We start from the raw sequence: 20,056 nt of genomic DNA on the forward strand, positions 1-20,056 counted from the left end.
ATGAATACCGCATTAAGTATTGAGCTGTTACAGAAAAAGCATATCAGCTTGCCGGATTTAGAAATCGGACAAGCCATCGATATCGCACAAATACCCACCGCCATGAATGAGCGCCGCTTAAGCGCCTTCATTACGCACATATCCAATGACCCGCTATTGGCTGGCAGGTTGACCGCACAAGAGCGCTACTACATTTTAATCAGTCATCAAGCCGTGGCACAAAACCGCTATAGCGCCGTGAGTGATATTGATGAGTACGTCACTGAAACCATCCAGCATGACGTGCCAGCGGAACATCAAGTGGGCGATGTTTCTATCAATCACTTGCTTGGCGCTCATGTGTGCGTACTTGAAGGCATTTGTCAGAACGTCTATGACTGGCTGGCGGGACAGGTCGCTTGCCAGCTTAGCGGCGATCTAAATTCTATTGTTGGTGGCTATGATGAGGCGTTGAACTGGGATGATTTACGCGCTGACATGACAGAGGCCGAGCTTAACGCCACTATTCAAGCCCGCGTTGCCACTCTCAACAAACTGAGCGTTGATAATTTTAATGAGATTATTCTCACCTACAATCTAGGCGTCAGTCACCTACAACATTTTGTGGTATTAGGCTGTGAAAACAACGGTTTAACGATTATCAAGCAAGGAGGTGATGGCATTGATGAGCCAGCACGATTTCTCGCCCTTAGTGGTTTACGCGGGACAGCCGAGCGACTTGCAGAATGCCTTGCTGGATGATGCTTTTATCATGATGGAACATGGAAGAATGAGCCTGCCGGATGCCCTTAAAATAGGTCTATCATTTTTGAAAATGTATCAAGTGTCACCCAGTTTCGATCATGCTTCTAAGCGATTAGAAAGTGACCGTATATATAAAATTAGTGTTATTGAAAATTTAAACTTCATAGCCAAAGCCAGTCATGCCAAGTGATAAGAGGACGCACCGATGAACAACCACATTGTAGCGGCAAAGATAACCACAGCAAACATTGTGGGTGGCGGTGCAAACCTTATTGCAGTGACTACGAGCGCCGCCGGTTTAAATGAACAACTCAGTCACACCTTGCCATTTTTGTACCTCGACCTACCGCTTTGGTTCTTTTTCTTTTTGACATTCGTTTTATCGGTCATCGGTTCTTTTGGTTCGTTGTTCGTCGATAGGATGAAAGACACCGGCTTAACCGCGTCTCAAAAAATCAGCAATATGACGGTTGGGATAGTGACCGGACTGGTGGGCGCTTTTATCATCTTGCCTAGCATTACCGGCGGCGAACCCGAAATGTCCGTCATGCTGCTAACCGGTTTAGCCATGTCATTTTTAGGAACCATACTCGTTAGAAATATTGGTGATCTAGCTCGCAGTGATGAGCTTACGAAAGCCGTTAAATCCGTTTTACTTAGCCGCGCCAAGTCGTTTCTAGCCTTGTTCTTTGGCGGGAGTAACTAATGATAGTCATCAACTTATTGGACTGGCAGTTTATCAATGCGCTTAGTCCGTTCATTGGCTTGCTGGCGTGTAGCTACGTGCTGTTCAGCCATAAAACCTCAACACACCGAAAGGCCATATCCAGCGCGGTATCAATCGCCGCCCTTATGTGGCTCATGCTGATATGGGCTGACTGGGGCAGCGTGGTCTTTCAAGCCTCGTATCAAACCATGATTTCAAGGCTCATGCTATTGGTAGCGTCATCCCTCATTATGTATGAATTAAGATTTTACACCCGTACCAACCGATTATTAAGCGTTAGCAATATGGAGCTTAGCGCCGAAAATTGCCGCCTAAACGCTCAGGTCGAGCTACTACAAATTCAATTAGTCAATCAACACAAAAGGGACAACCTGCCATGAGCAAAACGTTAACCGAACAAATCGTATTTATGAGTGACCTAGAATTTTTTAACTGGTTACGCAGCAAGCAAGACGACAAATTGTTATCACAAAACATCGTTGACGGCGCAAACAAGCTGCTATCAGAAATGAGCCAAAGCGAGGTTAAAGAGGCATTAACCTTGCTGAATGAATGGACAGACGTGCCAGCGCAAACACTGGCTATGCACGTATCGGTTAAAGGCTCAAACGTGATCAAACAGTTTGAAGGCTTTCGCAGCCACCCTTATCAAGACCAAGCTGATGTGTGGACAATCGGTTACGGCAATACTTTTTATGAGAACGGTCGGCGGGTACGTGGTACGGATAAACCAATCAGTAAGGTTAAAGCGTCCAAGCTTAAACGCACCATTACTAATCAGAAATTTGCACCCGCTGTTAATCTGATTTTTGCAAAAGAGATTAAGGCCAATAAAATCACACAAAATATGTTTGATGCGCTGGTCTCAGTCAGTTACAACATTGGCGCGGCGGGCTTGAAGGGATCCAGCATGACTAGCCATATTAAAGCGGGCAACCCATTGGCTGCCGCTGATGCTTTCATGGCGTGGAATAAGGTAAGAAATCCCGTCACTGGACGCCTTGAATTTAATCAAGGTTTATCTAACCGCCGCGCTAAAGAACGTGCCTTATTCTTGTCTTAAAGAAAAAACAACCATAATTGGAAAAAACTATGAAACAGTACACCGGAACAAAAGTAGTCAATGCAACCCCAATGACGCGAGAAGCATATAATCATTTACGTGGTTGGCAAGTGCCAAGTGATGAAAATCCATTAGATGAGGGTTATTTAGTTGAATACATGGACGGTGGGCAATCTAATACAGATAGTTATGACGGCTATGTATCTTGGTCGCCTAAAGATGTGTTTGAAAAATCATACTTGCCGTCGAGTCATCCATTAGATCGTATGGCTATTGAAAATATGCAATTAATTGAGCGATTAAAACCGCTTGATGAATTGCTAGCAAAACCACAGCCTAAGTTTATTAGTGATAAGCAATGGACTTTACTCCATGACCAGCGAAAACACATGACCGCTTATTTCAATACGCTTGATGAGCGTATTGAAGGTTTAGCTGCTGAGCTAGGAGCTTAATTGTCGTTAAGCGCTTTTTTAACCTGATACGATTAATTATTGTGTCAGGTTTTTTTATGCCTAATGCTAATGGAACGCCGCGCCGTGGTGGTGGCAATCGTTGTCATAATATGGGAATGATCATTACCACTACCTTGGATAATCGCTATGACCACTAAAAGCAAGATTGCCGAACTGACCGCCTTACAACAGGCACTCACTGAATTACAAGCCGCGACCAATCCCATCAAACGGGTGGTCGCTGGCAAGGCGCTGATGGACGCATTAGAAAGTATGGGGCTTTATAGCCAAAATGATAACGAGGCCACCTTAGCCGGTGCTGAGACAACAGAGGGTGCAGACAATGAGGACGATGAATACAGCGACAATCCGAACGATGATAATTATCGCTATGCTGATACTGGCTATATTGCTGGCAGTCAAAAAGAGAAAGCCAGCCAGCGTATCAAAAGCCTAGCCAAAGATGGCTTCACGGTTAAGGTCACTGACATTGAATGGGATGAGATTGAGTCCGATAGCTTATTGGCTGAGGACATGATTAAAAAAGCCAATATCATCGGTGATGTTGATTATCAGTCAATGAAGGATGGCGGCGGGGATGCCGGTACAGCCTTTTTAATTCAAAAGGTACTGGCGTCAGTTGCGCCAACCCCGCATTGGGATATCACCTACTTTATCAAAAATAGCAACGTGGGAAAACGCTTTGTCAGAGGCAACCGGTACAGTAGTTTTGTCAGAATTGATGACGCCTTACTTGATCATTCTATTGAGGATCAAAAACGCCTTGCCCGCCGTGCGTATGTCATTGGCATTAATTCCTTAAAAGCCCGCATTATCGACATTAACACCCCGCTGGCTTTAGTCGATGAGCTGAGAGCGATTGCCGATGAAATGGGTGGCTTTACCGTGTCGGCTGGCGCGTCCGAGGATTACCTTGCTAATATCAAAGATATCGAAGATTTAAAGTCGTATGTTGAAAGCAAGTCAAAAGACTATGAAAATGCGTATAAGGATGCGGCGGTGGCGGCTGAGCAAGGCTTTGATATGCCTGAACCTAACCCCAGTTTCGGCACACCCGTGGTCAAGTGGGAAAATGGCAAGTTTACTGTCTATCACGGCAGAGGCAGTATGAATGTCATCGAAAACTCACGCTATGAGTGGTTAAAAGACAATTATGCGGGAACCACGTTCAGCAGTAGCACCCGTGGCATTGCTCACGTTGTCGAAAAAGACGATGAGGAAAGCTATAGAAAACTGGCAGCCGTTGGACGCAATGAATGGCTTAAGGCTAGTATTGAGTCGCTGATGAAAGTCACGCCAAGCCTATCGTGGCTATCATTGGGCGAACGCTTTTGGGCGGTCATTGAGCTTACCTCAACCTCGTTTGTTAAGCATGCCAATAAAGCCAATCGCAAAGAATATGACGACTGGGATTTAACCGTCAAGCCCGCCGCAGACGACGACGGGGAAAGTGCCACACCCACCAAAAAGAAGACCACTTTTGAGCTGGTCGTGGCTGATAAAATTGAGCGCATCGGCGGCGATCCGATTACCGTCAAATCAACGCAAGATTTAAAAGAGCAGTTTGGCTTTCGTGAAATTCAATTAGGCAACTGGGTATTGAAGGACAAGGCCAGCGCCAAGTTTCATGTCGAGAACGCCGCCGCTGCTATGATGGACTTGTCCGATGTGGTCGGTATCGATATGAATGCTTTAGCGTTTGATGGTCGCCTTGCCTTGTCACTGGCAGCCCGTGGACGCAGTAAAGCGATGGCACACTATGAGCCATCCGAGCGCATTATCAATATCACCAAAATGAAGGGCGGCGGCTCACTAGGTCATGAATGGTTCCATGCCATCGATAATATTTTAGGGGAAGTTTTAAACATTGATGGCGCAACCGGCGCTAATGTCATGCTCACCGTTGACCCCTCTATCTTAGGGGACAGCCCATTAGGTAGCGCGTTTAGCAGCTTGCAAGATGCTATGATGCTGGGCGTGACCCGTTCGCCTGAGACCTTTAAAATTAAGGATAAGGACATTCGGCTGGCGGTATTGAATATCAGTGAGACCAGCCGCTTAACGACCGCTAAAAAGATTTATGACGCGGGCAGTGCTGATAAAGCAGTCATTGCCGTTGATGAGACCTTTGCGTCTAAATATCGATCCAAGCGCAGTAAAAATCACCGTGACTGGCGCAAGGTTGCCGTGGCTTACTACCATCAAGACAAAGCCGATGAGTCCGTGGTTTTGAGTACCGGTGAGTTGGTGTCTGAATTTTACGCCAATTCTAAAAAGCTGGACGAAGGACGTAGCAAGCCTTACTGGTCAAGCACCCATGAAATGGCGGCACGTTCGTTCCAAGCCTTCTTAGAAGACAGCCTAAAAGACAAAGAGCGCCGCAATGATTACCTCAGTTTTGGGGCAGACAATGACCTATACGGTGGCAACCACCAAGCCTATCCTGAAGGCGTCGAGCGCAAAGTGATTAACATTGCTTTTAAGAAACTGTTTGAGGTCATCAAATCTGAAAAAGTCTTTGAGAACGCCGCAAAAAACAAGCCCATGATGGACGCCATTTTTGGTGTTGAACGACTGTTTATCGATGCAGATGATTACGAGTGATAAATGATGGCGTTTGACGACGCTGGCATGCCCGCCCACTTAAAACCCCGTCATTATTGATGGGGTTTTTTGTTGCCGAGCACTGATGGAAGGCCGCCGAGCACTGGTCATAATCATTGTCATAATTAGTGAACGTTATTTACCACTACTTTGGATAATTACTATGAGCATTGCCGCAACCCTAAAAAAACTCAACGAGCTTAAGCAGGCGTTGAGCGAGCTACAAACCGCCAGTGATGCCAAGTCACGGATTAGCACCGCGCAAAATCTATCGGCGGTATTGATGCGCCTAAACTTACTGGGCAAACCTGCCACCAATGACGACGCGCCAACCGGCACACAAAGCGAATGGAGTGTCGCTATGATGGCAGCGCTTGAAGGCGCAGACGTGAACACCGTCATTTATAAGAGACTGATGAGCCAAGCGCAAAAGGCAACAGATCCCGCCACCACAAGAGAGAAAAACAAGCTATTGCGTTCGGCAAGCAATGCCCCGCTTAAGCCCACTGACGATGAGATTATCGAGCAGCGCAAAAAACTGTTTAAGTTAGTGGCGCAAATGTATAAGCAATTCCCTGACAGTGATTATGAACAGGCAAGCGACTACTTCAAATTATTGCGTAATGCCAAAGACGTCACTAACAGCAACTATGACCAGCTAAAAGTCTTCATGTTACCGGCTGAATTTAGAAGCGCTTTTGAGGCGTTAAAGCCGCAAGCTGTGACCCCCGCGCCCGTTGCCACCGACGTGCCAGCCCCGCAAGCGCCCGTTGCCACCGATAAGTCAGCCGCCGGTGCTATTTTTGATCGGTCGTCTATCAGTGTTGCCAAGACCGCAACCGGTCGTCAAAAAGCCAACAATGCCGCCGTTAAATTACTGACAGAGGTGAACGAGAAGGGCTTAACCCGCGATGACCTCACCACTGAGCAAATTGAGACCTTAGCCGCTTATACCGGTTCAGGCGGTGGCATGACCGCTGATGACGGTCGCAAGGGTTCCGCTTATGAGTATTACACGCCCGTTGTGCTGGCAAGCTCATTATGGGACTTAGCCGCTGAATATGGCTTTAGTGGCGGCAAGGTACTAGACCCGTCAGCCGGTACTGGTATTTTTGCCAGTACCAGCCCCGCCAGTGCCGTTGTTGATAGCGTGGAGCTTGACGGTATCTCAGGCGGTATTGCCAAAGTATTGAATGATGGGGATCGCAGTAAAACCATCGTGTCACCGTTTGAGGCACAAGCTGGACTCATTGAAGACGACAGCCTAGATATGGTCATTACTAACGTGCCGTTTGGTGACAATAACACCCGTGGTGCGAATAAAAATATCGATGACTGCTATAAAAAAGAGTCGCTTGAAAACTACTTTATCTTGCGCTCGTTACAGAAAATTAAGCACGGTGGCCTAGCCATTTTTATCACCCCAACGTCGGTTGTGAGTGGACTTGAAGCCGCGAAACTTAAGCTACGCAATAAAACCAGCTTGGTGGCTGAATTTATGGGCGCGTATCGTCTGCCGACCGTGGTATTTGACCAAACCGGTGCAGACGTTGTGACTGATGTGGTCGTTTATCGAAAACATAGCCGTGAGGCCACCGATCAAATCACTGAATTGTACCAAGCGGGCGACACCGATGCCTTGATTGAGCATGGCGTACTGTGGGATGACTACCTAAGCGGGCTTTATTTTAAAACAGCGGGCAAAAAGTTTGTACTGGGTGACACCATCGAGCAAAAAAACCGCTGGGGCAAAATGGCAGAAACCGTTGTTAGCACCAAAAAGACACCCGAAATTGCCAAAATGATGAGCAAGTTTGGTGACAGCCGTATCAAGTGGGACGCACTGGGCGCGGTCGAGGCCGAAATGGTCAGTTATCAAGAAGGTGACACCTTGTTTCAAGAGGGACAACAGCTAAAACTTACTGAGGGGCGCTGGCTGGCAGTAGAAAGTGAAGTTACCGACACCGACCGCGAAATTCAAGAGCTTTTGGTGGGCATGGGTAGCGCTATCGACATGATCAAAGCGGGCACAACCATCGAGCAGATGAAAAGCGTTTTGAGATATAGCCGCGATACCAGTCAAGCCGATATCATCCCGCCAGCCGCCCGCCGGTTGTTGAGCCGTAGTACCGATAAAGTTGCACCGGCAAAGCAAGCCGCCGCATGGCATTGTGTGTTAGCCGCCGAAGCCATCGAAGCCATGATTGCCAAGCATGACTATGGCTATGACTTTTACACCAATCAGCCTGAGCTAACCGCTCACATGAAGGTAGCCTTTTTAGATGGTAAAAATACCAAGCTGAGCCTAGACCCCAAGCAAGATCATAAGATGGTCGCCTTGTACTACAACAACGGGACTTATAATGACGCATGGCGCGGCGCTATCGATACTGAGGTTGTCGATAATGGCACAGCCGACACCTATCAAAGCGTGATTGCCCGTATTCAGTATGAAAACAAAGGATTGCGCTTAAGCCGTGAGCAGTTGGCACAGGTTGACCCTAACGCCGACCCAATGACCAGCGATGACTGGTTTATTGGACATGACGGAACCAGCATTATTGCCGCCGATGACTTCTTAATTGGCAGCCTAGCCGACCGCTTGGCCGACATTGACAAAGACATTGCACAGGCAACCGATGAGCAGATTATTGCTAAGTTGCACAAGCAAAAGGCCATTGCCCGCGATAGTGTGACCCGCATTAATTTACAAAAGCTAGAGATTGACTTGCGCTCACCACTGGTCAGCGCCGAGGACAAAGTACGCTTTTTAATTCAGTCAGTGCATAAAGACGCTTATGTGTCCTACGATGAGCAAGGCAAGGGCACACCTGACATTAACGTCACCAAGTCGGAGAGCCAAAAAGGGGATAAGGACAAACTGTATAACCGTATCGGTGACTGGATGGCAAAAGGAACCGTCACCATTGGTAATATCACCTTAACCCGCATGAGTGAGCGTGAGGCATTGGACTGGCTGGCTGAGCAAATTAATATTGCTAACATCAAGTTTGACGCATGGGTTAAATCCAATACGCAGTTGATGGCACGGTTAGAAACCAAAACCAACGACGATAAAAACCTATACTTTACTCAGAACGCCGATGAGACCCCGATTGACATTGCAGGCTTAAATCCCAGCCTTAATTTACATGGCTATCAAAATGCGTTTGTCCGTCGTCAAGGCCGCTTTTTTGGTGGCATTAACGGTATGGGCGTTGGACTGGGCAAAACCTTTTCAGCACTAGCCAGCACCCAGCACGTTCAAAACATTGGAGCCAAGAAAAAAACCATCTTTACCGTGCCCAATAGTGTTCTATCGAATTGGCGCAAAGAAGCTGAATTTGCCCTTGAAAGTACCGATGATTGTATCTTTATCGGCTTGCGTGAAAATGGCGATAAATTCAAAGTATCGTCTAATAAATATGACGAAGATCTGATTGAGGCCGTCAGTGGTAAGTATCGTAAAATCTTTATGACCTATGAGGCATTTAAACGCATTCGCATGAAAGATAAAACGGTCGAGGATTATGCAGGTTATATCAAAAACAATGACGCCGCTTATGCTGGCGAGACCTTGCACAAAGCCGATGAGAAGGCCAAAGGCATGGTATCGGACTTAATCAATCGCCTTAAGATGAAAAGTAATGCCCCCTTTTTAGAGGACATGGGCGTCGATAGTATCGTCATCGATGAGGCACACAGCTTTAAAAACTCTATTGGTGCGCCTAAGACCGACAATGACATTAAGTATTTGTCGCAGCCTGACCAATCAGGGCGAGGTGAGGACGCACAAGCGAAATTATGGTACATACGCAACCTAACCGGTAACAAAGACGGCGTACAGCTACTCACAGCCACACCCGTGACCAATAGCCCGCTTGAAATATATTCAATGCTATCGCTGGCAAGTGGACGTGACACCGTGAACAATATGTGTGGTGGTATCAGCGGCGCGGATGACTTCATTAAAGTCATGTGCCAAATTGAAGAAGAAACCATCCCAACGATTGACGGTGGCAGCCGCTCACAAAATATCTTTACCGGTATTCGTAACGCTTATGTTTTGCGTAACGTCATCAAGTCTAACTCAACCATTAAAAATGCCGATGACGTGGGTTTATCAGTGGTCATTCCTGACCGTGACGAGGTATCGACCAGCGTTGATTTAGGTGATAAGACAAACGCCGAGCTTAAGAACTTTCAGTCAGCCTATCAAGTGGCTAAAGCGATGGAGAAAGACAACCTTGATTTTGCCCTTAAAAATCCAAGCCATCCGGACAGCCCTTATAATCCAAACAGTCCTATTAGTCGCATCATGGCTAAATATGGGGAAACCACCGATCTTGTCGCCCATCCGTTTAACCTCATTCGTAAGATGGACGTGATGATTGCTGATAGTGAGTTTAGCGATTTATCGACCTTCTACGACTTTGACAAAGCACAAGCGGCAACGGCTCAAAAGGTCATTGACCAATTCAACAAAAAAGAATATGTCGACAATCGCAAGCGCCCAAGTCCTTACACTGACGACGATATGGTACAAGAGATCCGCAAGCAAGAAGACGGCGTGAGCGTATTGAAAGGCTATAAAGTGACCAGTCAAGCCAAAATCGTTTTGCATGATGGACGCCAGCGTATTGTTGTTGACACCTTGAAAAACAAGATACAAACGTCTTTTGAGGACATGGCAGCCAAAGAAAAATTGAGCCTTGATGTGACCATACCGCCCAAACTTGCCGCCATGCTTGACAATTTTAAGAGTGAGAAATCAAGCCCACGCGGTATCAATCCTGACAACACCAACAGTAAAACCGTTAAGCAAATTATCTTTTGTGATCATCTGTTTTTGCATAACAAAATCAAGCGTATTCTAGTCAAAAAAGGCGGTATTAAGGCGGGCAAGATTGCCATTATTACAGGTCAAGTGAACAACGAGCCTGACCAAATGCTAGACATTCAAGATGGTTTTAATGCCACTGAGGGCGATAACAAGTATCAAGTGATCATTGCTAACAAAAAAGCGGAGGTCGGTATCAACTTGCAACGCGGTACGCAAGCCATCCACCACCTAACGACTGGTTGGACGCCTGACAGCTTAGAACAGCGCAACGGTCGCGGGGCACGTCAAGGCAATAAGACTGAGAAAGTATCTATCTATCATTATGATGCGGATGGCACGTTTGATGAATTTAAACGCACCATGATTGATAAAAAGGATGAGTGGATTACCAATGTATTATCGACTGAGGGCAAAAACACCATTGAGGTATCGGGCAGCATATCCCGTGCTGAGCAGGACGCCTTGATTGCCACGATGGGTGATGCCAAAGCCATCGCTGAGTATCAAGCCAGCAAAGACGCCAAAGACGTTGAAGCCCGCCGTCAAGTAGCCGTTAAAAAGCAAAAGATTAACCTTGAAACCATCCAAGAGCAATCGGACATTGTCCTTAAGCTAAAGCCTAAAGATATTGTTGACCAAGCCATTATTGAGCTGATCAATCTGATTAGAGACAGTAAGCAGCTATATACCAAAGCCACCAACACTAAGACCAAGGAAGCCACCCGCTTAAAACATGAGGAACGATACAACGCCGTTAAGGATGAGGCGATTAAAAAGATTGGGGCAATCATTGCGGGCACAACGCTCGAAAGTACCGGTATCAATCCTAAAGTCGCTAAGTCAGCCGAGGCGATACACGATAGCGTCTTTTTAGACAGCACCGAGTACAAGCCCTCAGACATGGATTATTGGGTGGGTAAGTTTGAACGCGAGGAAATGGACGCCAGTTACGGCACGGTTAAAGTGGTTATCAATGAGGCGGGCAAGTATCAAGCCGCTTATGATGAGATTTTTTCAACCGGCGTTAACTTGATCAATCAGTCTATTAAAGCGGCAAATTATATTGCTGAGGAAAGCGGTATTGACTCAATCACGATCCCTGACAATGCCGGTTCTTTAATCGGTCAAGGACTGGCAGCGGTCGTTGATGGTATTTATGTTGAGGCGGGCGCGTTCATCATAAAAGATAACGCCGCCAGTGCCGCCCTACAAAACTTGTATATCGTCGATGACAAGCTAGAAGGTCACTATATCGAGGAATATAAACGATATGATGAGCCTGAAACCAAATATGTGGACAGAAGCAGCCCTTTGCGTCGTATCAGCTTGACCGGCAGCCGTGTCGTATTGAAAACCGACAGTCGTTATTTAGAGTATGTCAAACAAGCGGCGCGGCTTGAAGATAACGCCCACGCACAAGACAAACTAGAGATTGCCGTTTATAGTTTTTATTGCCCGCAAGTGGCTGAATATAGACAAGCAGACACAAAGCCATTTTGGGGTATTGCGACTGGTTTGCAAAGTACCAATGCAGGGCTTGGCAATGCCACTATCGGTATCATGTTGCCGCTAAGTATTTTGAGTACCGGCACACCCTTTGCTAAAAAGATGATTGCTGAGTATGCAAAAATAGGCATTGATATTGATGTTGAGCAAAAGACGTTTACCGTTAATGACTCAAACATTCGTGTTGAGCCGAACGCGTACAGTGGCATGAAAGCCAATCAGTTATTTACCCAGCATGTCGGTGACTTGGTTAAGCAGCATAAAGTCAAACTGGTGGCAGGTGATGAGGAATTATTAACGAGTGGCGCTATTATTTACACCTTGACCAAGCCCGTTGATGGCTCGTTCGTTGATATTGTTGAGTCGGTCGCTAAAGCCAATGACGATAAGCTGGATGGCGATAGCATCAGAGTGCTTATATCAGAATTGTATGATAAGCATCTATTCGATGATACTTACATGACAGACAAGCCTAGTGATAAAAACAAAGAGTATGTCACCGCTAGAGTGTATTCTAATAACGGTGATGGCAGCCGCAATTCATACAACTTAATAGAAATGATGCGTACCATTGGAGAGCAAAATATCAAGGCGAAAAAACGTGCTAAGATGCTTGAAGGCTTGAAGGATAGCGATGTTGTTAAGGTTGGCGGTCATTCAGCTTACCGTGAACGAGTCGTCATACAGAATTACGCAATCGGCTACGGCGTACCAGTATCAAATGACGAGAATTTTGTTTTCAATCGTGATGATAATACATGGTCTATCAGCTATGGCGCATATAAGAAAATGATAGAAGAACAGCCCCTATTAGCCACCAAATTAACCGTTAGCACGTAAGGCAGACCTTAATGAACTATTTATTTGATCCTGAATTTTTGACCACCAAAACGTTAGCCACTCAGAAGTCGTTAGCGAAAAATCAGCCTGACGTAGACTTTACTGAGTTTGCGGCCAGCGTCATTTATAAGCGCTTAAAAAGCAACATACAACGTTACCGCGTTTATGGCGTCTACTGGTGGGCAGTTAAGGACGTGCTGGCACGTTTAGACTATGACATGGGTGATGAGAAAGATGAGGAACTTGCCAGCGTCTACCGTGGTTCTAACGACGCTGAGACATTGGTTGCCGCTGATACTTTTTACTTAGATATGAGTAACAAGGTCACTATTGATAACGTTCGATGGACGCCGGACAATCGCAAGCCTGAATATGTTTTGTATGACGCGGACATGGAAGAACGAAACAGCATTACTGATAGCTCGTTTGTCGATTAGCAGCAATGCCATTTCTTAACGCGGGCGGGGTATGTCATAATTAACTTGTGTCACTGGTTATGGCATGGTTTACACTCCGTATTATGATAATCTCACTCAACAAAAAGCCCGCTCAAAGTAGCGGGCTTTTTATGGGCAGTTGTTTAATTATATGTAACGAAAATAATATATAATCCTTATGTTCAGAGGATGGTAAGATTATTTTGATAGTAAAAAATCAACAGTTAAGGAAGGTTTATGTCACAACATAACGGCACTAGCGTAACTAATAATCATGCGTACATTAGTGAATATGTGAATAAAATAGCATCAAGAGTGAAGTTGGGTAACACTTCAGAACATACTTTCCGTACAGATCTAGAGGTTTTAATAAATAATCTAGCGCCTGAAATGCTTGTAACCAATGAGCCGAGCCAAGTAACAGATTGTGGTAACCCTGACTTCTTGATTAGTAAAAACAATATTCCTATTGGATTTATTGAAGCTAAAGACGTTGGTAAAGACCTTAGCTCTAAACAGTACAAAGAGCAGTTCGATCGCTATAAAGCAGCCCTTGATAATTTGATAATCACCGATTATACGGTATTTGAATTTTATGAATATGGTGAGCTTAAAAAAACCGTTCGTTTGGCTTATATCTCAGATAACGATACAAATTATGAGACTTCTTTAGTAGGCAATGAATGCTGTGAAGAAAACTATGAAACCTTTATTGAGGCACTAGAAAACTTCTGTGGCTACGAAGGGCAAACTATCAAGTCTGCCCAGCGCCTTGCAGTGATGATGGCTGGTAAAGCGAGACTACTAGAGAATACTCTTTACCATGCCTTGACCAGTGATGAGAGGTCAGATGAAAATTCAGACCTACGTGAACAGTTTGAGACCTTTAAGGCTGTACTTATCCATGACTTAACCCCAGTAGACTTTGCTGATATTTATGCACAAACATTAGCTTACGGGATGTTTGCGGCACGTCTGCATGACGACACGCTAGACACCTTTAGTCGTCAAGAGGCCGCTGAGCTTATCCCTAAAACTAATCCATTCTTAAGAAAACTTTTCTCTCACGTAGCTGGTGTTGATATTGACGAACGTATAAAAAACACGGTAGATAACTTAGCGGAAGTTTTTAGAGCCACCGACGTAGCGGCTATCCTTCAAAACTTCGGTAAAACGACACAAACACAAGATCCGATCATTCACTTCTACGAGACTTTTCTAGCGGAATATAACCCAAAACTTCGCAAGCAAAGAGGCGTATGGTACACGCCTGAGCCAGTCGTTAAGTTTATTGTCCGTGCCGTGGATGATATCTTAAAGTCTGAGTTCGATTTAGCAGAGGGTATCGCTGATACCAGCAAGATTGAGATAGAAAAACAAACGCAAACATTAGATAGTCGTACCAAGTCAGGCTATAAGACCGTAAAAGAGCTAGTTCATAAAGTACAAATACTCGATCCTGCTACGGGCACAGGTACATTTTTAGCAGCCATTATCCAGCATATTTTTCACAGCCAGTTTGAGAATATGGGCGGTATGTGGAGTAGCTATGTTGAGCAAGACTTATTGCCACGCTTACATGGTTTTGAGCTATTGATGGCAAGTTATGCAATGGCGCATCTAAAATTAGATATGTTGCTTGCTGATACAGGGTATGAACCTATTAAGCCTAAGAGATTACAGGTTTATCTCACAAACTCATTAGAAGAGCATAATGCTGATACGGGCACGCTTTTTGCTGGTTGGCTATCGGCTGAGGCAAATGAGGCTAATGCTATCAAGCGCGATGCACCAGTAATGGTAGTGATTGGTAATCCGCCGTATGCAGTGAGTAGTACCAACAAAGGTGAGTGGATTCAAGATTTAATAGTGGATTATAAAAAAGATCTGAATGAACGTAAAATTAATTTAGATGACGATTACATCAAGTTCATCCGCTACGGTCAGCATTATATAGAGAAGAACGGCGAGGGTATCTTAGCTTTCATTACTAATAATAGTTTTGTCGATGGTATTACACATCGGCAAATGCGTAAGAGCTTAACGGAAACTTTTGATAAAATTCATATCATCGATTTACATGGCAACAGTAATCGAAAAGAAACTACACCTAATGGTGGTAAAGACGAAAATGTATTTGATATCCGCCAAGGGGTTTCTATCAATATATTCATTAAGAATGCGAAAAAAGCCGATTGCAAAGTATATGTAACAGACATATATGGTTTGAGAGAAGAAAAATATAATTATCTAGAGGAAAATTCTATAAACTCTATAGATTGGACGCTACTAGAGGTTGATGATGAATACTGTTTCTTCAGTGACAAGAGTTTAAATAATGATAAATATATGAACGAGATAAGTCTTAGTGACTTATTTAAGACTTTCGGTACAGGAATTGAGACTAAGTGCGATGACATCACGGTTGCATATACCTTCGAAGAAATGAGTAATGTAGTTCACGATTTTAAAGAGTTAAGTGCTGACGCATTACTATCTAAGTACAAACGTAAAAATTCAAAAGGTTGGTGTTATGAAGATGCTAAACAGGATGTTTTAAGTTTTGAAGGAGATAATATTGTAAGGAGTATTTCCTATCGTCCTTTCGATAAAAGATATACTGTTTATACAGGCAACTCAAGTGGCATAATGGGGCGACCACGTTTTGAAGTTATGAAAAACCTCTTTGATAATAATCTTTCATTGACTTCTACTAGAAGTCGAAGGAATGACGCCTCTTGCTACCTTATCTCAGATACTATTGTAGATAAAAGTGTAACTTCATCTTTAGATAATAATTATATATTCCCTCTTTATCTATATACAGACCCCGAAGATTATAGCCAGAACAAACTGTTAGACTCAGATGGGCAAGACAAGATCGCTCGGACACCTAACCTTGATCCTGAAATTGTGGCAGATATTGCTAAAGCAGTTGGATTAACTTTTACCAATGAAAAATCTGATGAGGCTGGCACGTTTGCACCGATAGATATTCTCGACTATATCTATGCCGTCTTGCACAGCCCGACATACCGTGAGACTTATAAAGAGTTCCTTAAAATTGACTTCCCACGCGTTCCATACCCCAGCGATGCCGATACTTTTTGGCAGTTGGTCGCGCTCGGTGGAGAATTACGCCAAATTCACTTATTAGAGTCACCGAAAATTACCGCACAGATTAAAGTATTAAGTATGGGTTATCCCGTGGCAGGAGATAATGCGGTTACGCGTAAAATGACCAAGACTAGCATTGGTTTTGAGTCTGATGAGACAAATAGTAGCATTGGCAAAGTCTGGATTAATGACACTCAATACTTTACCAATGTACCGCTCATCGCGTGGGAGTTTTATATCGGTGGTTACCAGCCAGCACAAAAATGGCTAAAAGACCGCCGTGATCGCACGTTAGACCATAATGATATCAAGCACTACATGAATATCATTGCAGCTCTCAGTTTGACTAATGAGATCATGCAGCAGATTGATTTGATAGATGTAATCAATTAAATAGGATGCATCAAGTAAGAAAGGACGGCTAAAAGCCGTCCTTTTCGTATGAGGATGTTTACCAAAATTTCAAATAGGTTATATCAACCGCGCTTTAGCTTATCAAGATAGTCAGCCCATCCCTGCATCATTTCACGTCGCTCATCTAGTAAGGTCACACGGTTATATGCCCGCCCGTGCATATCGCGCACCCGATGGCCTAATTGCATTTCTACTAATTGCTCAGGGTATTTTAGTTGCTCAACCAACATGGTACGCGCCGATGCTCGAAAGCCGTGTACCGTTTGTTTCGTTCCCTCATACCCTAAACGTTTAAGCGCTTGGTTCATTGTGTTCTCGCTCATAGGCTGCACCGTTGTATGAATAGCGGGAAACATATAGTCAGAACGGGCATGATCCGCAAGCTCACGGAATAGCTCGACAGCTTGCGTAGGCAGTGGTACAATTAGTTTCAATTCGGTTGAACGCTTTGTTTTGCGGGGCGTGAACGACCAAGTAGCAGCGGATAAATCTAGCTCATTCCAAAGGCCATAACGTAGCTCACCCGACCGAACAAACAGCAAAGGCAATAGCTTAAGCGCCGTTCTAACCTCAAAACTTCCTTGATAATCTTCCATGTCACTTAGCATGATACCGAACTCTTTTGGGTCAGTTATCGCTGGGTAATGTGTCGTGACCGGTGTTTTTATTGCACCAATTAAATCTTGCGTTACATCGCGCTCACACCGACCAGTCTGCACCGCATATCTAAATACTTGTCCTGCCATTGTCCGCACTTTTACGGCGGTCTCTAAATAGCCTTGCGCCTCAGCCGCACGGCAAACTTCTAATACGTCCGTTGGCTTAATAGCTGTGATGGGTTTATCACCAATAAACTTATTCAGGCGTCTAAGCTGTTTGTGATTGTTTCTGATGGTAGAGTCTGATACATGGGACTTGCGGCTCATGTACTCATCTGCGATTGCCCTAAAGGTATTGTGAGATAGCAGTACCTTTTCGCGCTCATCTTCTTTGCGTTTCTCGAAGGGATCAATACCATCTGCTAGATTTTCTTTTAAGCTGAGCCGATGCGCCCTTGCTTGTGCCAATGTCATAGTAGGGTATTGACCTAGTGTGATAGTTGCCCGTGTTCTAGTCACTGGTCGCCTATAGTCAATTCTCCATGACCGATTTCCCGTTTTGCTAACGTGAAGATAAAGCCCTCCGCCATCCGAAAGCTTATATGCCTTGTCCGTTGGCTTGGCCTGCTTAACTTGTGCATCCGTAAGGGGGTTAATGATTATGGCCATTTTGACGGTATCCTATTTGACGGTATTGTTCGATACCGTCAATAATACCGCCATAATAACGGGATAGATACCGTTATTATTAAGGACTATTAAGGGCTATTAATGACTATCCATAAAAAAAACCCTTGCAGCGTAAGGCTTGCAAGGGTTTATTAAGGTTTATTCAGGACTATTAATATATTAACTGGTGCGCCCACCAAGACTCGAACTCGGATCGATCGCTTAGGAGGCAACTGCTCTATCCTGTTGAGCTATAGGCGCATTATGGAGTGTATTGTAGAAAAAAGAAGACATAAAAGCAATCAATGAAAACTATTATAGTCAATAATTTTAGATTATAGGCGACTATTTACCATTAGTCAGCGCATCAGCCACTTCTACAGCACTACCATTAGCTGACGCTTGGGGGTTTGACGTGGGTTTAAACAAGTCGTTCACAGTGTTGTTATAGCCATCAATATTATAATAATCGTATTTTCTCAATATATCTTGTCCAGTACTTGAAAGCAAAAAGTTGCGAAAGCTGATGGCAGCAGGGTTGTTTGTTAAAATGACACCATCAACTTTTCGTGTGTCTTTTAACGCATAGCTAAAAGAATTCAGGCGACGTGCTTCAGTATTATCCGTTACGGTTTTAGCAACATCTGTTTCATTCGCAATTTTATTTGCTTTCACGCTATCAGAGTTATCTTGAGCGGTACTACCAGTCTTAGCTTTGCGCTGGTTGTGCTTGCCTTGCTCGACGTCGATCTGGGTTTGTAAGGGTGACAGTCGCTTGGCTGACAAGCCATCATCAGCAATAATTATATCGGTATTGTTGATAACAGACGTGCCATTAGTATCGCCCTCTGGCAAAGTCAAAAGCGCGCTCGAAGCTACATAGCTTGCCAACACCTGCACATGCGGATAGCGGGTTTTAAAGCGAGCGATAACATGGTCTAGTGGGGTTTGCAAACTGTCCTCTACTTGCAAATACAAAGTGCTATCGGTGGTAGTTTTAGCATCGTCTTCAGTTGTCTCAGTCATTGGCTCATTCTCGCTTGCCATAATGGGCAGTGGGTCTATGTTTTTACGATTGCTACTCCACAGCCAAGTAAAGACAGCGATAAGTATAATCAGCAGCAGCAAAAGCAGGCCAGCCAATAGCAGCTTGTAGTCTTTCATATATTATTGTTCTTGTTTTAGTGGATTTAATTAAATCTTCAAATGGCATATAGTGAGTGATTTTCTGCTAAATATAAAGCTATTTATACAAGACTTCTTCTACCAAGTCTGCCAGCATATCAGCAAACACATCCTTTGCTTGCAAGTTATCATCTTGTTTGCGTGCTTTTTTAGTATCGCTATTTTGCACACGGCTCTGCTGTCCAGCGCTCTTGTTGTCGCCTGAGGGTGATTTGCTGTTTAGCGGTGCAGTAGAGTCATTTTCGCCATCGTTGATAGCGCCTGTCTCAGTATGCGCTGCTAATGGTGATTCACCTGTTAACAGTCTGTCTTTTAACCATTTAAACCCATGTGCCTCCCACCATGCTTCAAAACGTGGCAACGTGCTACCACGTACCGCCACAGGTAGATCTAGCGTTCTCAATTTCTGCGCAAGTAGAGGATCGCTGATAGCTTGATGAATACTCAGGTAAAGTGAGCTACTATCGTCCTTATAGGGTCGTCTGTTCTGCCATGATCTGTCATCGATTTTCATACGTGGCAATTGCCACAACTCACCGCGATAATACACGACGTATAAGCGTTGTTTTGGATGGACAAAAATGGCATCAATGGGACGCAATGGCATAATATTAAGTAATCTCGTCAATAGAAAGTGTTATTTATATACAGGTTGTAAAGGTCAATTTAAAAACCGCAATGAAATTATTTCATAATAAATATGAATGATAGTATAAAACGACACTAAATGTCGCAAGCTTATTATAATGTCGGCATCTACACTAGTAAACGATAACCATCAATGGCACACTGATAGCGAATTCGGCATGTCAACGTCATCAATAGATATGTA

The 20,056-nt window shown here is 44.4% G+C and carries 12 protein-coding genes and 1 tRNA gene; 9 read left to right on the forward strand and 4 right to left on the reverse strand.

Annotated elements, in window-relative coordinates:
* The 9 genes from AAEY72_RS00965 (at position 1) to AAEY72_RS01005 (ending at position 16,750) form a co-directional block, all read left to right on the forward strand.
* On the forward strand, positions 1–741 hold the full coding sequence (locus AAEY72_RS00965; protein ID WP_352309105.1) for a hypothetical protein: 741 nt from the start codon (positions 1–3) through the stop codon (positions 739–741).
* 208 nt (positions 742–949) lie between these two features.
* The gene (locus tag AAEY72_RS00970; RefSeq protein WP_352309106.1) at positions 950–1,450 is read left to right on the forward strand and encodes a hypothetical protein; all 501 of its coding nucleotides are present in this window, start codon (positions 950–952) and stop codon (positions 1,448–1,450) included.
* Entirely contained in the window at positions 1,450–1,851 is a 402-nt protein-coding gene (locus AAEY72_RS00975; protein ID WP_352309107.1) for a hypothetical protein, read from the forward strand. Before AAEY72_RS00970 ends, AAEY72_RS00975 begins: the two co-directional genes overlap by 1 nt.
* A complete protein-coding gene (locus tag AAEY72_RS00980) occupies positions 1,848–2,534 on the forward strand; it encodes a lysozyme (RefSeq protein WP_352309108.1) in 687 nt (228 codons plus the stop codon). The genes AAEY72_RS00975 and AAEY72_RS00980 overlap by 4 nt, the downstream gene beginning before the upstream one ends.
* Positions 2,535–2,563: 29 nt before the next feature.
* On the forward strand, positions 2,564–2,989 hold the full coding sequence (locus AAEY72_RS00985; protein WP_352309109.1) for a crAss001_48 related protein: 426 nt from the start codon (positions 2,564–2,566) through the stop codon (positions 2,987–2,989).
* Positions 2,990–3,136: 147 nt separating this feature from the next.
* Positions 3,137–5,614 carry an LPD1 domain-containing protein gene (locus AAEY72_RS00990; protein WP_352309110.1) on the forward strand — a complete coding sequence of 826 codons (2,478 nt, stop codon included), beginning with the start codon at positions 3,137–3,139 and terminating at the stop codon, positions 5,612–5,614.
* A gap of 163 nt (positions 5,615–5,777) precedes the next feature.
* Entirely contained in the window at positions 5,778–12,803 is a 7,026-nt protein-coding gene (locus AAEY72_RS00995; protein ID WP_352309111.1) for an SNF2-related protein, read from the forward strand.
* 11 nt (positions 12,804–12,814) lie between these two features.
* Positions 12,815–13,240, forward strand: coding sequence for a hypothetical protein (locus tag AAEY72_RS01000; protein ID WP_352309112.1), 426 nt, complete (start codon positions 12,815–12,817; stop codon positions 13,238–13,240).
* 237 nt (positions 13,241–13,477) lie between these two features.
* Positions 13,478–16,750 (forward strand): type ISP restriction/modification enzyme, encoded by a 3,273-nt coding sequence (locus AAEY72_RS01005; RefSeq protein WP_352309113.1) that lies wholly within the window; start codon positions 13,478–13,480, stop codon positions 16,748–16,750.
* 83 nt (positions 16,751–16,833) lie between these two features.
* On the opposite strand, the gene AAEY72_RS01010 is transcribed toward AAEY72_RS01005, so the two are convergent.
* The 4 genes from AAEY72_RS01010 to AAEY72_RS01025 form a co-directional block, all read right to left on the reverse strand.
* A complete protein-coding gene (locus tag AAEY72_RS01010) occupies positions 16,834–18,039 on the reverse strand; it encodes a tyrosine-type recombinase/integrase (protein ID WP_352309114.1) in 1,206 nt (401 codons plus the stop codon).
* Between the two features lie 185 nt (positions 18,040–18,224).
* A tRNA-Arg gene (locus AAEY72_RS01015) sits at positions 18,225–18,300 on the reverse strand.
* Positions 18,301–18,384: 84 nt separating this feature from the next.
* Positions 18,385–19,203 carry a hypothetical protein gene (locus AAEY72_RS01020; protein WP_352309115.1) on the reverse strand — a complete coding sequence of 273 codons (819 nt, stop codon included), beginning with the start codon at positions 19,201–19,203 and terminating at the stop codon, positions 18,385–18,387.
* A gap of 79 nt (positions 19,204–19,282) precedes the next feature.
* Positions 19,283–19,831: a hypothetical protein gene (locus AAEY72_RS01025; protein ID WP_352309116.1), complete on the reverse strand. Its 549-nt coding sequence runs from the start codon at positions 19,829–19,831 to the stop codon at positions 19,283–19,285.
* Positions 19,832–20,056 lie beyond the last annotated feature (225 nt).

Origin of the sequence: Psychrobacter sp. W2-37-MNA-CIBAN-0211 (genome assembly GCF_040309405.1) — a bacterium.
Taxonomy (GTDB): Bacteria; Pseudomonadota; Gammaproteobacteria; order Pseudomonadales; family Moraxellaceae; genus Psychrobacter; species Psychrobacter glaciei.